The sequence below is a fragment of the Candidatus Magasanikbacteria bacterium RIFOXYB2_FULL_38_10 genome, from assembly GCA_001783145.1.
In the GTDB taxonomy this organism is placed as follows: domain Bacteria; phylum Patescibacteriota; class Patescibacteriia; order Magasanikbacterales; family UBA10003; genus GWC2-40-17.
Genome location: MFQT01000010.1, coordinates 47,795 through 62,874, shown reverse-complemented (window position 1 = coordinate 62,874; position 15,080 = coordinate 47,795). Strand labels below are relative to the sequence as shown.

Below are 15,080 nucleotides of genomic sequence, written 5' to 3'. Positions count from 1 at the left end.
AAAAATCTGGCCAATTTTAGACGAATTAATAATATTTTGGATAGCTTTTTCAATGTCACTTCTGCCTTGTGGTATTTCAAATTCACCTTTCTTTATCTGATTAATTTTACCTTTAAAAATCGGTGTGTTATTTTCTTGAGAAAACTCACCATCAGCAATAACCGAGGATTCCAATTTAATTTTAAATGGTGACTCAGCATCAACAAAGGTTTTTTCTATAACAACATCACTTTTTTCATCTTCTTTAGCCTGAGTGTCAAACTCGGGACTTTCCTCATTAAGAACGTCACCTTTGTATCCAGCTCTAAACACAGCTGCAGTTATTTGCTCGCTATTAACATTTGATTCTGTTATAACGTCTCCCGTACCTGTTTGAAAATTAATTTTAGCTGATTTAATACCAGGAACATCCAATAGTTCCATTTCAATGATCTTTTCACAAGATCCACAGTGCATTCCCTCAATATGCAGTTTTACTGTTTTTTCCATATATTATTTAGTTAATAATTGATCGATAACTGATTTAAAAGATTCATACGGCACAGCTCCAGAAATCAATTGTCCATTAACAAAGGTCGCTGGAGTGCCATTTACACCTCTATTTTGCCCATCTGCTTCGTCTGCTTGTACCTTACTGGCATATTTACCAGTATCCAGACAATCATTAAATTTACTGGTATTTAAATTTAAGTCTTTTGCCCATTGTTTGAAATTTGTAATACTAAAACCATTTTGTTGATTGTCAAACAAGGTGTCATGATATTCCCAGAATTTACCCTGTTCACTGGCACACTCGGCTGCCTCAGCTGCTTTTTGAGCATTAGGATGGAAACTTAAAGGAAAATATTTATAAACCAAACGGACTTGATTTGGATAATCGTTTAATAATTGTTTAAAAGTTGGGTAAATTTTTCCACAATAAGGACATTCAAAGTCAGAATATTCTACCAAAGTAATTGGAGCATTAAAATTACCGCGCACATTATCATTTTTTGTTATTTTGAATTCTTGCACTGGACCAGATGGCTGAACCGGCGCCGATGGCGCTTGTTGACGTGGTTGTGGATTATTCACAGCTACCTGATTATTATTTGCACTTACAGTACCCTTTTGTGAGGCAGAAGCTGAAGAACCAAAAAGTAAATACCCAAATACGATATTTATAAACAAAGAAACAATAGAAAAACCAACCAGCAACCCCCACACAAAAAATGTTTTAGAAGGATTTTCTTGTTCAGCCAAATTAGTTAAATTCAAATTAGGAACAGGATGCACTGTAGTTGTTTTTGATTTATCCGGTACTTCCATTGTTTTATTATCCAATAATTCTTCTACCCTAAAATCGCCACTTAATTTAATAATATCCACTACTTGTTGCTTGTTGATTTTATTTTCTTCAACATCCAACTTAATATCGATATAATTTTTTAATTGCGCAATTTTGATATTTTTTATACCATCCTGCGATTTTAAATTTTCTTCTACTATTTTTAAGTCGTCGGAGTTATCTACTCCAAAAACTTTGAAATTTAGTTTAGGGTGCATAATTATTAAATTAAAGATATCTTTTTATCGACTTTTTCTAATGTTTCTTTTATTTCAGCCATACTTATATCAGTCTCGGATTCCAAAGTAGTTAGACCATCATTATTAATTTCTATTTTTTTGACACCTGGCAAGCTTCCCAAAGCTGATTTACTTAATTTAATACAAGCCTCACAAGTTATATTAGTTATTTTAAAATTTATTAGCATAAAATATTTTGTTAAAATTAATTAGTTACAGTGATTACACCGCGTGGAACACCCATAGCACAGGTTATATCATAATCTCCGGTTTTATCTGGTGTAAAAGTCATTATAATTTTACTACCACCTTGCAGGTACTCGGCCTGATTATAAAGCCCTGGAACCATAATTGTACTCATACAACCTTGACCACTTTCTTTAACATCTACTTCAAATCTAACTGGAATTCCTTTTTTAACTGTAAACCTATTAGGGACTATATCGTTAGATAATGTATATTGTGTTTTAATTACTTGCTCATTAGTATTAACGGCGGCATTTGTGGCTGTTGTATCTATTGGTTTTTTAACGCCCCCTCCACAACCACCACATCCACCTCCACCGCCACCACCACATCCACCTCCACTTGGCGGCAGAGCTGCCACTTGGGCAGTGCCTGCCGAATTTTTAAGAGCAGTATTTCCAGCTTCAACAACAGTAAATTTTCCTCTATACATTCCCATTGAACAGGAGAAAGGAATTTCTCCGGTCTCAGTCGGCACGAACTCAATAACGTTTTCTCCTTTTTCTAAAGATTTATCAATTCCATATTTAGGCATTACTATAGATGAGGCACAAGTAAAGGCATTCGTAGATGTAATAATCCATTTTACTTTCTTTCCTTTTTCAACAGTAAACTGGTTAGGTGAATAACCAGAGCCACTTTGTGTCATTCTAACTTCTTGTACACCATTTGATTCAGTTACTGAATTAGGGGTACCAGCTGCTTTAGCTTGAAACACAATTTGACCGCCGTTTGCAATGTTAAACCAACCCAACATAATAACGGCCAAACCAGTAGCCGCAAAAAACACTTTGGCCTTTTTACCTTTAAACATCGAAGCCAAACCACCAATTCCTAAAAGTCCAGGGGCAGTACCTAAAGCAAATAATCCCATCACTAGAAATCCTTGAAAAAAGCTACCTGTCGAAACGGCATACAACTGCATAGCCTGTGTAAAACCACAAGGTAAAAAGAAAGTTAGCGCCCCCGTTATAAGGGAATTTTTGTGACTATATTCTTTCTGTTCTTTGTTTAATCCAAAAAAATTAGCAATACCTTTTGGCAAGGAAAACGATTTGTCTTTAAGCGCAGGAAATATTTCAATTAGTTTTAAACCCAAAAACATCATTACACCGCCAACAATTATAGTCATCACACCAAGAGTTCCGGCTGAGGGTCTAACTACTGATCCTAATAAACCAATAACTCCACCCAAAAAACCAAATCCTAAAATTCTACCCAAATTGAAATAAAGATGGGGTATAAATTTTTGTTTTGCAGAAATTTCTGGATGAAGTTCGGCGTGTCGTGCAGATAAACTCAAAACCAGTCCACCAACTAGTGCCATACAAGTGGAAATCCCTGCTACCAAACCAACAACCAAAACAACCAACAAACTAGTGCTTTGGGTGTTAACCCCCAAAGTGAATAATCCCAACGCTTTGGCGATTATATATAACACCAGCAAAATACTGCCACCCTTTAACAAATTTATGTAATCATTTTTATCTTTTGATAACCAAGAAGATTTATCTTTACGGCCTATATCGTATCCGGCATCTTTTATTGTTTGTCTAATGGCTTCACTGGCGGGAATATCTGTTTCACAAAATAAACTGGCAATGCCAGTTTTGTGACTAACGTCTACTTTATTAACACCAGGAATTTTTTTTAAGCCATTTTCAATTAAGATTTCACACGAACGGCAATGCATTCCTTTTATTGGTACTGTAATTTTTTTCATAAATTAATTAGTGGTTATTTTAAAATTTTGGATTAAATTTTTAATAAATTTTATTCTTTCATCACCTTTTTTTAAATCGAGCTTGTCTGCCAAACAGGAATCAAGATGATCTTCAAAAATGTATTCCTTGGTTTTTTTTAGCATCCCTATGGCGGCATTTATTTGCTGTACTATTTCTTCGCAGGCTCTCTCTTTTTCAATCATTTTATCAATGTTGTTAATTTGCCCGTATAATTTTTTTAGGTTTAGTTTGGCTTTCTTTGTGTTTGGTTTAAACATAGAAGAGAATTTGTGGGTAAATTAAAATACCTACTACATAGTGTAGTAGGTATTATCTATTCTGTCAAACTTTACTTATCCACAGGTGAATAATTCACCTCGCAGGAAGGCTTATTTGTACTATTTATATTTCCACACACAGACTCTGAAGTAAGATTGCAAGATGAGTTATTGCCCGTAGAATAGGCACAATTCCCCGTATTATGCATATCGAAAGCTTTTGTGCTATCCGCAAGGAATATGAATGTTGCCAAAACGGTCAACATAACTGCAGAAATACCAAAGACGAAACCCCTACCCCAAACTTTAAACTGTGGAAGATAACTATCGTCAGCCAATTTATTTACCCTCTCTTCAATTGTGGAAGTAAAAAAGGATGTAGCCAATCCAGTACGAATAGTATTTTGCTCTTCTGCTTGTGTGATTTTAAATATGGCTCTGGCTAATTTAGGTCTGTCAGTAAAATTGTTGGTCGCTTGTTCATCGGCCGCCAATTCTGAAAAGGTTAAATACTTATTGATAATTGTTTTTAACCCCGGCAAGAAAAAAAATATATTTTGAAAAAATTTAATTATAAATAATTTTAAAGGATCATTGGATAATCTATGCTGATTTTCATGAAGTAACACGGCCTGAAGCTCATCATTCTTTAAAATTTTAATTAAACCGCTTGAGATGCAAATCCTCGGTCTAATTAAACCATAGCAGAAAACTACTGGGGTATTTTCTTTAATCTCGGTAACTACATTCTTTCTAAGCCCTAAGTTATTAAGAGTTCGCTTTAATTTTGATGACAAATCAACTTTTGCTGATGTTAAATTCTTTTGGTAGAATCTTCTCGTTTGTACAAGTAAAGCAACAAACTTATAAACCAAAAATACAATAAACGCCAAAATTAACACACTTAAAGCAACTATGGCTGCAGTTATAAAGGGGTGCATGGCAGCTAATTGGGTCATTTGGGTACAGCCACAGGCTACCTCTAACTTATGAATAAAAACCGCAGCCAATGTTTTTATTCTCTGAGCAATTTTGAAAAACAAAAAGAATACTAAAGTAGCAAAACCAACAAAGATTAAAGTTAATTGTCCAAATGATCTGCGAGATCTTTGAGCAAAAGTTTTTTCCATACTATTTTAAGAGTTCTCTCAATTTGTTTTTCCAAGCTTCTGATTGATTGGTGTTTGATGTTTCTATAATATCCACAAATTGGGCTACTGCTACGTCGCCATACTCTTTTAAAAAGTTTTTAATTATTTTTTCCGAAGCATTAGCTAGAAAAGATTTTTTGTCTTTTGCCGGGACATAGACAAATGCGCCACTCTTGTCCATTTTTCTTTTAAGTACCCCTTTATCATGAAGTCGAGACATTACTGTCATAACCGTTGTATAGGCGATTTTTCTCTTTTTTTCTAACTGCGACAAAACAAACCTAACCGAAGTTTGATCATTTTCCCAAACTATTTCCATTATTTCTGATTCGAGTTCGCCTAAAACTTTTATATTTTCATTAGTCATATATTTACCTACTACATGCCATAGTATACAGGGTATTAAAAAATTTGGCAAGAGGACTTTGCCAAATTTTAATAAATTAGCTTTGTTTAGCCAAAAATAGACTACTTTTTAAGTAAATACTTAACAAATACTGCTATACCGCCAACAAAAAATACCAGCACTAAAATATATAAAATTATTCCAGTAACGTTCTGTCCACCCATCATGCTCCATCCGTTCCAAGACGCCCCCATCATACCTATGCCATAATTATACACGCCTGGTTGGCTTAATATATTTGAGTACCCTCCATTCATCATACCCATCATTGGCAAAAAAGAATATCCTTGTGACGGAAAACTTGCCGATGTGTCACAGCCAGATAAACGTTTGCCTAAAGCTATATGCATTAAACGATTATTATCCTTTCCAATTCTTTGTTCCATTAATGCGTCCATAGTACTATGAGAACTACCCATCATCTGGCCCATAAAATAGTCGCCTAAAACTTCAAATTCGTCATCAGACAAATTATTGCACGCTGTGGTCTTTGATTGTAGTTTATCAAAGATCTCTTTCCCTTTTGCTTCTTCCTGAAGTATTTCAGGATTCTGAACACTGTTTCCCATCATTTGGGCGCTGGCTAATAGCGGGTGAGCAACAGAGAAAGCCAATATAATTCCAAAGATTATAAATATTTTTTTCATATTGATATTTATTAAAAATAGACCACTATATTTAGTATATAGTAGTCTATAGAGGTTTACAAGAGAGTAGATTTCTTATTTCTTCACTACATTGAATAAATAAGCAAACAACCAAACGCCGAGAAAAGTTACGATATTCCAAATAATCAAACCGGATATAAAATATCCAATACCTAAGTAGTTGGAAGTCATATTTACATCGGCGTGCAAGGAATATTTCATGAATAAATTCCTAATAGGGGGATAAATTGCCACACCAATGTAGCAAACAATATAAACAATACTCACCCACAAAGCTGCAACTTTTAATAAATGTTTTGTGTTAATCATAAGTTGTAAATTAACCTAACAAATTAATTCGACCTTTATTTACTATTTTTTAACTTTGAGTGTTTTCGCATTAATGGCTACGATAATAGTGCTAAGAGACATAAATACGGCGCCTAATGCGGGAGAAAGCAGTATACCAGAACCATATAACACACCAGCAGCAAGTGGAATGGCAACAACATTATAACCCGTCGCCCAAATTAAATTTTGAATCATTTTATTGTAGGTGGCTTTACCAAATAAAATAAGCGAGGCAATATCCTTTGGGTTGCTATTTACTAAAATAATATCCGCCGTTTCAGCCGCAATATCTGTTCCAGACCCAATAGCAATCCCCACATCTGCCTGTGCCAAAGCTGGAGCATCATTAATACCATCACCAACCATGGCTACATATTCTCCCTTTCCTTGTAATTCCTTAATTTTATCCTGTTTTTGATCAGGTAAAACTTCGGCGAAGTAGCCATCAAGTCCTAGCTCTTCTGAAACTTCCTTGGCTACCAATGAATTATCACCTGTGAGCATCCAAACCTTAATACCTTCTTTTTTTAACAAGTTAATGGCACCCCGTGATTCCGGTCTAATAACGTCTGATAAAGCAAAACCACACACCAATTTATTTTCGTTTTTATCAATTAAATAAATAATTGTTGCTGATGTCTGTCTTAATTCTGAAGGAACTGTTAAAGTTAATTCTTCCAGATAACCTGGACTAGCCAAAATATATAATTTTTCTTGAATTATTCCTTCAATACCTTTTCCTTTTATAGCTCGAAAGTTTTTGACATCAAAAAATTTAATTTTTAAATTTTCTGCTTCCTTGACAACGGCTCTGGCAATCGGATGTTCAGAATTTTTTTCCAAAGAAGCTGCTACTCCCAGTGCTTTATCTTGACTGTAATTAGTATCAAAATTATAAATTTTGGTAAGTGTGAAAGTTCCTTCTGTTAAAGTCCCTGTTTTATCAAATACAATTGTGGAAATCCGGCGACTATTTTCAAATGCCGTTCTGTTTCTTATTAATAGTCCGTTTTGGGCGGATAACGCTGTAGAAATGGCCACCACTAAAGGAACAGCCAGACCTAATGCGTGTGGACAGGCAATTATAAGCACAGTTGCCGCCCGTTCAATTGCAAAGGCTATATCTTTGCCTAACAAGAGCCAAATTACAAATGTTACTACCCCGATTGTCACAGCAATAATTGTAAGCCACAAAGCAGCTTTATCAGCTAACATCTGCGTTTTAGATTTTGAAGCTTGGGCCGATTTGACTAGATTTATAACCTTAGAAAGATAGGTGTCTTCTCCAACTACTTCAATTTTAATTTGTAGAGAACCTTCTTCATTTATAGAGCCACCGATGACTTTACTGCCTTTCGTTTTTGAAACTGGTTTTGATTCTCCGGTAAGCATGGATTCATTTACAAAGCTATCACCTTGTACAACCACTCCATCTGACGGAATTTTTTCACCTGGTTTTATAAGAATTATGTCTCCAGTTTTTAATTCACTGGTGTTAACATCAACAATTTCCTTATCTTTTATTACATGGGCTTTATCTGGTATAAGCTGAGATAATTTTTCCAAAGCACGGGATGCACCCATAACCGAGCGCATTTCTAGCCAGTGACCAAGAAGCATAATGTCAATCAATGTGGCTAATTCCCAAAAAAACACTTCACCCTGCAAACCAAAAGTTACTGCGGAACTATAAAAATAGGCTACAGCAATGGCCAGAGAAATTAAGGTCATCATTCCTGGCATTTTATTTTTCAATTCTTTTATTGAACCTTGTAAAAAAGGAAGACCACCATAAAAAAATACTACTGAAGAAAAAACCCAAAGAACAATCAAATCACCAATAAACCTAAATGAAAAACCTAAAAAATTTTGTACTAGTGGAGATAAAAATAAAACAGGAAGTGTTAGAATGAGGGAAATGTAAAACTTTCTTTTAAACATCTCTACTGAATGCCCTTCGTGTTTGGAATATCCTTTGTTTTGAGAATGTTCCATTTTTGAGCGTTCCATTTTCGAGTGGTCTTCAGGTGTAGACATATTGTGGTGATCGTGGTTCATAAGATGATTATTAAATTTTAACCATACAACTATTTTAATTTTAGCATATTAAAGGCATTTTGTTAATCAAAAATAAAATACTCCTATATATACCAGTAAAATGAAAAAGGGATTGATTTTCTGAGATGCTGAGCAACATAAACTCTTGTTTCATATCTAAAAAAAGTGTATAATTAAACTTGCAACTTGTTATAAATAATCAAATGGGGCATTTTCTAAAAAAACTAAGCCTTACATTTTTAGCATTAGTGACTATTGCTGTTTTGTTTTCTATAAATACTTGCGTTCCAGATGGCTGTATTTTTAGCTTACAGCAAAACCAAGTTTGCCAAGACGGCAGTTGTATTAATGAAGATGTTGGGTCTCACCTCCAAGAGAGGTCGACGTTCTTTACTGCAATAACAAACAAAGTTATTCTTCTTGGGCTTTTAATATTTTTTGGTATTTTGCTTTGGCTAAAATCTAGTAAAAAAATATTATCACCACAATTTATAGAAAAGATTAAATTGATACCAAAGCATTTTTCTTTTGGCTACAATTTCTTTCCATTTTTATTTTCTCAAGGCATTCTAAATACCAAGGCTTTTTAAGATATATTCATAGCTACCTATTGTAATGGTAGTATTTTTATTTAATTAAAATAAATAAAATTATGAATATAACAAAATTGTTAACTAAGTCGATACTGACAGGCGTAATTGCCGGAATAGTTATTAGCAGTCTTATAGGGGCAGGAGCATATTTCTACATTTCTAAATCAGCATGGGCACCCATACAAGAGGTTGAGGCGAAGTCTACCGAGTTTGTGAACACAGAGCTGTTGCAAGGGCAAGGATCAGCAACTGTTAAAGTGACTGGTAAAGAGGGTGATTTGTATAAGTTAGAAGTCAATTATAATGGCCAAAAAATTGATTCTTTTGTGTCTAAAGACGGAAAAAGATTCTTTCCTCAATCTTTTGAGATACTGAAGGTTACTACTGCCAATAAAAGTGACAATCAGCCAGAGGCTCAACCAGCAACTGATAATATCAGCCAAAAGACCGATAAACCAACAGTGGAATTGTTTGTTATGAGTCACTGCCCTTATGGGGTGCAAATGGAAAAAGGAATTTTACCAGTAGTTAAAACACTGGGAGATAAGATTGATTTCAAGATTAAATTTGTGGATTATGCCATGCATGGTGAAAAAGAATTAAAAGAGCAATTAAGCCAATATTGTATTCAAAAAGAACAGTCGACTAAATTATTGGCTTACCTGGATGTTTTTCTTAAAGAGGGAGATTCTGAAACAAGTCTAAGCCAGGCAGGTGTTGATAAAAACAAACTCCAAGGGTGTATCCAAAAAACAGATAAGGAATTTAAAGTGTTAGATAATTTTAATAATAAAGTTGGATTCAAAGGAAATTATGCTGGTTTTGAAATTTTCAAAACAGAAAATGAAAAATATGGTGTGCAGGGATCGCCTACGTTGGTTATCAATGGAACTCAAAGTCAGAGCGGAAGAGACAGTAATAGTTTGTTAAAATCAATTTGTTCTTCATTTACCAACCAACCAAAAGAATGTTCAACAGTGTTATCGAGCGAAGCCCCATCTCCAGGCTTCGGAGGAGGCACTGCCCCAGCTGGCGGTGCTGCCGCACCTGCTTGTGCTACTAATTAGCTTTAGTCAATCGGGGACATTTTAGGTATGCCCCCGATTGACTACCAAATATGTTAAACTACGAAAAAATAAAAAACGATTTCCCTTTGCTAAGTAAACAGATCAAAGGCAAGCCAATTGTTTATTTTGACAGTGCCTGCATGAGTCTAAAACCGAAGCAAGTTGTCGAAGTCATGAACGAATATTATTTTGAATACCCAGCCTGTGCCGGCAGAAGTTCTCACAGGCTTGGAGAAACGGCAACCAAGAAAGTGAAAGAAGCCAGACAGATAATTGCAAGATTTATAAATGCCGATGAACGGGAAATTATTTTTATTAGAAATACCACTGAGGGAATTAATTTGTTGGCCAATTCGTTCGAGCTTAAAAAAGGAGACGTGGTTTTGACTACCAACAAAGAACATAATTCTAATCTTATCCCTTGGCAGATTTTGGTCAAGAAGAAAGGCATTCATCATGAAATGGTAGGTTCCAACGATGATGGCACATTCAATCTCGAAAAATACAGAGAACTAGTTAAAGGTGCAAAACTGGTATCAATGGTTCATACCTCAAACTTAGATGGAACGACTACCCCAGCTGAAGAGATAATAAAAATTGCCCATGAAAATGGTGCTTTGGTATTTTTAGATGTGGCACAAAGCATTCCGCATAGAAAAATTGATGTAAAATATTTGGATGTTGATTTTCTTGCATTTTCCGGACATAAAATGTTAGGGCCGACCGGCACTGGTGTATTTTACGGAAAATACAGCTTATTGGAAAAGCTAGAGCCGTTCATGGTTGGTGGTAATACAGTTGAATATTCGACGTATAGCGACCATAAAATGCTCAATGCCCCGGAAAAATTTGAGGCCGGATTGCAGGATTACGCCGGAATTATTGGACTAGGTGAAGCGGTAAAATATTTGGAAAATGTGGGTTTTGAAAACATAGAAAAACAAGAACTATTACTTAACCGCTATATAACCGAGGAAATAACTAAATTACCAAGAATCAAAATCATTGGCTCTGCTGAACCTGCTTTAAGATCTGGTATAGTTAATTTTTATGTTGAAGGCGTTGATATGCACCAAATTGCTGTAATGATGGATGAAATGTCCAATGTCATGATTAGAGCCGGACAACACTGTGTTCATTCTTGGTTCAATGACAGAAAAATAAAAAACTCCGCCCGAGTGTCATTATATTTTTACAATACCATTGAGGAAGCAGAAAAATTTGTAGACAGCCTAAATAAAATTATGAAGATTATATGATTTGTATCATAGCCTTAATTGTATTTTCCATACTAGGTATTTTCAGTGCCACTCACCGAGCCTTAGCCAAAGAAGCGTTGGATTGCGTTTTTAGACGAGTAACGCTTCGACCTTGCAATACTGGATTCAAAGAAAAAATAAAGGGTAAAATTTTAGTCGCTTTGTTAAACCGATCAGCATTCTTGGCTCGCATAACGAACAAGCATTTTGAATTACTTTCCTGGGTATTTTTTATCTTGATGATTGGTAGTACTTTTTATGTTGTTCGAGGCGGTTATAATTATTACCTGTATGGTAGTTGCAACGGCCTAAACCAAAGCGGATTTTGTGCCTTTGACCCCAAGGGAGAAAACAACAAAGTAACTGAAATCAATACTCAATGCGGGGCAGTGGAAAAAACAGAAGAAAACGTTACATTAAACGGTGTTGATTTATCTTCCTTTCCTACAAAAAATTTGGGCTCTAAAGACACTGTGGTATTGATTGGATGTTATGAGTGCGACTATACTAGAAAAGCTTACCCTGATATCCAAAAATTAATCAGTAGCAAAAAAACCAATTACATTTTTGCCCACTATCCGGCAAAAGAAAATACCAACTTCTTATCTGAAGTCGGCTATTGCGTGTATAAAGAATACGGGGAAAGATTTTGGCAATTTAATGATTATTTATTTACAGTCGATAAAACAGATATTTACAAAAACTCATTTATTGATGAAGCGTTAAAAAAATTTAACTTTGATGCTGATAAAATAAATGCCTGTGTAAGTAACCCTGAAACAAAAAAAGTGGTGACCGATCAGCTCGCAGAATTAAAAAAAACTCATCTCTATGGAACACCGACTGTATTTATTAACGGGAAAGCATTTGTCGGACCAAAACCATATCGGGTGTATAAGACTAAAATAAACAAATTTATCATTTTTTAGAATATGCATGATCACGCTCATACAAGAGAGAAAAATATTATTATAGCCGCTTTCTTAAATATAGGTTTTACTGTAATTGAAGTTATAGGCGGATTATGGACAAACAGCTTAGCGATTCTTTCTGACGCAATTCATGATTTGGGGGACAGTATAGTTCTTATATTTTCCTTGATACTAGAAAAGAAATCAAACGCACCGGCGGACAAGAAACGCACATTTGGCTACCGCCGTCTTTCTTTGATTTCGGCATTGCTGGCGGGGGTCATTTTGGTTGCCGGCTCACTTTTCATCTTGGCCAGAACAGTTCCTAGAATATTAAACCCCGAACATGTGAATGCCACAGGTATGATTGGATTGGCGGTTGTGGGGCTTATATTTAACAGCATTGGATTCCTTCGGTTAAAAAAAGGCATGAGTATGAATGAGAAAGTCCTCTCATGGCACCTTTTGGAAGATGTGTTAGGTTGGGGTGTTATTTTAATTGGGGCTGTTATCATTAAATTTTGGGACAACCATATTATTGATCCGTTAATGACTATTGGCTTTACTGTCTTCACTTTATGGGGTGTTAGTAAAAACATTAAAGAAACTTTTAATATTTTTCTACAAGGAGTTCCAGCTCATATTGATCTGGAAAAAATTAAACAGGACATACTTTCTTTAAATGGAATTAGAGGTGTTCACGACATCCATGTTTGGTCAATGGAGGGCGAAACTAATATTTTTACAGGGCATATCATTGCAACCAATAACCTACTGAAACTACCAGAGCAAACCAAAAAACAAATTAGGAATATATTGATTTTAAATCATATTGAGCATGCAACTATTGAACTTGAAGATGAACAAAAATGTTCGGACGTAGAGTGTAAAATATAATATAAATTATTTAATTAAAGATATGGATAATATTAAAAAAATAGAATTATACAGAAAAGGGATCCTGCTAGAGTACTTTACTGTCGCCTACAATGTTTTTGAAGGGTTAATTTCAATCGGAGCGGGTCTTGTTGCTGGAAGTGTGGCTCTGGTCGGGTTTGGTCTAGACAGCTTTATTGAATCTATCTCAGGCGGAGTCCTTATCTGGCGACTAAAAAACCATTCAAACGACTCAGAACGTGAAGAAAAAATTGAACAACGGGCAATAAAATATGTGGCTTACTCATTTTTTATCCTTGCTCTTTATGTGGCATACGAAGCGATAAAGAAACTGTACTTTCGCGAAATGCCGGAGGGATCACTGGTTGGAATTGTCATAGCTACACTCTCGATCATTATCATGCCAATTCTTGCTTCTCAAAAAAGAAAAGTGGGCGAAAAAATCGAGAGTCGTGCCTTAATTGCTGATTCTAGGGAGACTACCGCTTGTGTGTATCTTTCCATAACTTTACTTTTAGGACTTTTACTTAACTACTTTCTGGGTTGGTGGTGGGCTGACCCAGTTGTTTCACTTATAATCGTAGGTTTTTTAATAAAAGAGGGATGTGAGTTGTTAGAGAGAGAAGAAGACTCCGATGTCTAGTTATGGCTAAAAAGCGATTGGTTGTTGTGTTAGATAAATTTTTAATCAATTGAAATTATGAGTAATAAAAAATTAAGTTTACTAGACCACTTTTTAACATTATGGATATTCTTGGCAATGGCCATTGGTGTTGGATTGGGTTATTTTATCCCCGAAACAGAAAAATTCATCAATTCTTTTTCCGTTGGCACAACCAGCATACCGATTGCTATCGGTCTTATTCTCATGATGTATCCGCCATTGGCAAAAGTACGCTACGACAAATTAGGATCAGTTTTTAAAAACAAAAAAGTGATCAGCCTGTCTTTAGTAATGAATTGGCTTGTCGGCCCTTTATTGATGTTTTTTTTGGCCATTACTTTTTTGCGTGATTATCCAGAGTATATGGTGGGGTTGATTATGATAGGTATAGCACGCTGTATTGCTATGGTTTTGGTGTGGAATGACTTGGCAGACGGAGATACTGAATACGCCGCTGGCCTAGTTGCCTTAAATAGTATTTTCCAAATTTTAACTTACAGTTTTTTTGCTTACATCTTTTTAACTGTTCTACCGCCATACTTTGGTATTCAGGGAACCATTGTAAAGGTTAGTATGTCAGAGATTGCCAGAAGCGTCTTGATATATTTAGGAATACCTTTTGGAGCAGGCTTTTTAACCCAACACTTCTTACGTAAAAACAAAGGTCATGAATGGTACGAAAAGAAGTTTATACCACGTATTAGTCCACTAACCTTGATTTCTTTACTTTTTACCATTGTGGTAATGTTTAGCTTGAAAGGAAATTTGATTGTTAGTATTCCTTTTGACGTTTTGCGAATTGCTATTCCTCTGGCTATCTACTTTGTAGTGATGTTTTTTACGACTTTTTTTGTCGGCAAGTTGTTTGATGCTAATTGTGCCCATAATACTGCCATTGCCTTTACAGCCACGGGGAATAACTTTGAATTAGCTATTGCAGTATCTATTGGCGTGTTTGGCCTTAGTTCTGGACAGGCGTTTGCTGGTGTAGTTGGACCATTAATTGAAGTTCCAGTTTTGATCTTGTTGGTAGGTGTCGCAAAAAAATTACAAAAGAAATGCTATCCTTACTTATATACTAATAAATAATAACGACAAAAAACAGACTGAAATACCCCACCACAGGCTAAAAGTTACCCCCCTCGCTCACAATGATAATCTCAAAATTTAGTCTAAAAAGTTGGTGTCAAGAAAGAAAGTAATAACAGAATAATAGATAATAGAAGTTAAGATAATAAAGAAAGAATATATAATTAAGGTAA

16 protein-coding genes and 1 pseudogene are annotated in these 15,080 nt (G+C 35.2%); 7 read left to right on the top strand and 10 right to left on the bottom strand.

Going from position 1 to position 15,080, the window contains the following annotated elements; all coding sequences use genetic code 11:
- The 10 genes and pseudogenes from A2294_03895 to A2294_03850 form a co-directional block, all read right to left on the bottom strand.
- Window positions 1–489, bottom strand: a pseudogene (locus A2294_03895) (hypothetical protein).
- Between the two features lie 3 nt (window positions 490–492).
- A complete protein-coding gene (locus tag A2294_03890) occupies window positions 493–1,545 on the bottom strand; it encodes a hypothetical protein (GenBank protein ID OGH85741.1) in 1,053 nt (350 codons plus the stop codon).
- A 5-nt stretch (window positions 1,546–1,550) separates the two neighbouring features.
- Window positions 1,551–1,754, bottom strand: coding sequence for a hypothetical protein (locus A2294_03885; GenBank protein ID OGH85740.1), 204 nt, complete (start codon window positions 1,752–1,754; stop codon window positions 1,551–1,553).
- A gap of 17 nt (window positions 1,755–1,771) precedes the next feature.
- Window positions 1,772–3,535, bottom strand: coding sequence for a hypothetical protein (locus A2294_03880; GenBank protein ID OGH85739.1), 1,764 nt, complete (start codon window positions 3,533–3,535; stop codon window positions 1,772–1,774).
- Window positions 3,536–3,538: 3 nt separating this feature from the next.
- Window positions 3,539–3,814 (bottom strand): hypothetical protein, encoded by a 276-nt coding sequence (locus tag A2294_03875; protein OGH85738.1) that lies wholly within the window; start codon window positions 3,812–3,814, stop codon window positions 3,539–3,541.
- Between the two features lie 71 nt (window positions 3,815–3,885).
- Window positions 3,886–4,944: a hypothetical protein gene (locus A2294_03870; protein ID OGH85737.1), complete on the bottom strand. Its 1,059-nt coding sequence runs from the start codon at window positions 4,942–4,944 to the stop codon at window positions 3,886–3,888.
- 1 nt (window position 4,945) lies between these two features.
- On the bottom strand, window positions 4,946–5,332 hold the full coding sequence (locus A2294_03865; GenBank protein OGH85736.1) for a hypothetical protein: 387 nt from the start codon (window positions 5,330–5,332) through the stop codon (window positions 4,946–4,948).
- A gap of 101 nt (window positions 5,333–5,433) precedes the next feature.
- The gene (locus A2294_03860; GenBank protein OGH85735.1) at window positions 5,434–6,018 is read right to left on the bottom strand and encodes a hypothetical protein; all 585 of its coding nucleotides are present in this window, start codon (window positions 6,016–6,018) and stop codon (window positions 5,434–5,436) included.
- A 75-nt stretch (window positions 6,019–6,093) separates the two neighbouring features.
- Entirely contained in the window at window positions 6,094–6,348 is a 255-nt protein-coding gene (locus A2294_03855) for a hypothetical protein (protein ID OGH85734.1), read from the bottom strand.
- 42 nt (window positions 6,349–6,390) lie between these two features.
- Window positions 6,391–8,379, bottom strand: coding sequence for a copper-translocating P-type ATPase (locus A2294_03850; protein OGH85733.1), 1,989 nt, complete (start codon window positions 8,377–8,379; stop codon window positions 6,391–6,393).
- Between the two features lie 251 nt (window positions 8,380–8,630).
- Here A2294_03850 and A2294_03845 point away from each other — a divergent pair, with 251 nt between their 5' ends.
- The 7 genes from A2294_03845 (at window position 8,631) to A2294_03815 (ending at window position 14,907) form a co-directional block, all read left to right on the top strand.
- On the top strand, window positions 8,631–9,017 hold the full coding sequence (locus A2294_03845; protein OGH85732.1) for a hypothetical protein: 387 nt from the start codon (window positions 8,631–8,633) through the stop codon (window positions 9,015–9,017).
- 62 nt (window positions 9,018–9,079) lie between these two features.
- The gene (locus A2294_03840) at window positions 9,080–10,087 is read left to right on the top strand and encodes a hypothetical protein (protein ID OGH85731.1); all 1,008 of its coding nucleotides are present in this window, start codon (window positions 9,080–9,082) and stop codon (window positions 10,085–10,087) included.
- 50 nt (window positions 10,088–10,137) lie between these two features.
- A complete protein-coding gene (locus A2294_03835; protein OGH85730.1) occupies window positions 10,138–11,346 on the top strand; it encodes a hypothetical protein in 1,209 nt (402 codons plus the stop codon).
- Window positions 11,343–12,275, top strand: coding sequence for a hypothetical protein (locus tag A2294_03830; protein OGH85729.1), 933 nt, complete (start codon window positions 11,343–11,345; stop codon window positions 12,273–12,275). The genes A2294_03835 and A2294_03830 overlap by 4 nt, the downstream gene beginning before the upstream one ends.
- Before the next feature lie 3 nt (window positions 12,276–12,278).
- A complete protein-coding gene (locus A2294_03825; protein ID OGH85728.1) occupies window positions 12,279–13,154 on the top strand; it encodes a cobalt transporter in 876 nt (291 codons plus the stop codon).
- A gap of 22 nt (window positions 13,155–13,176) precedes the next feature.
- Complete coding sequence (locus tag A2294_03820) at window positions 13,177–13,797, top strand: hypothetical protein (protein ID OGH85727.1); 621 nt, start codon at window positions 13,177–13,179, stop codon at window positions 13,795–13,797.
- A 57-nt stretch (window positions 13,798–13,854) separates the two neighbouring features.
- Window positions 13,855–14,907 (top strand): arsenical-resistance protein, encoded by a 1,053-nt coding sequence (locus tag A2294_03815; GenBank protein OGH85726.1) that lies wholly within the window; start codon window positions 13,855–13,857, stop codon window positions 14,905–14,907.
- The last annotated feature ends 173 nt before the right edge of the window (window positions 14,908–15,080 follow it).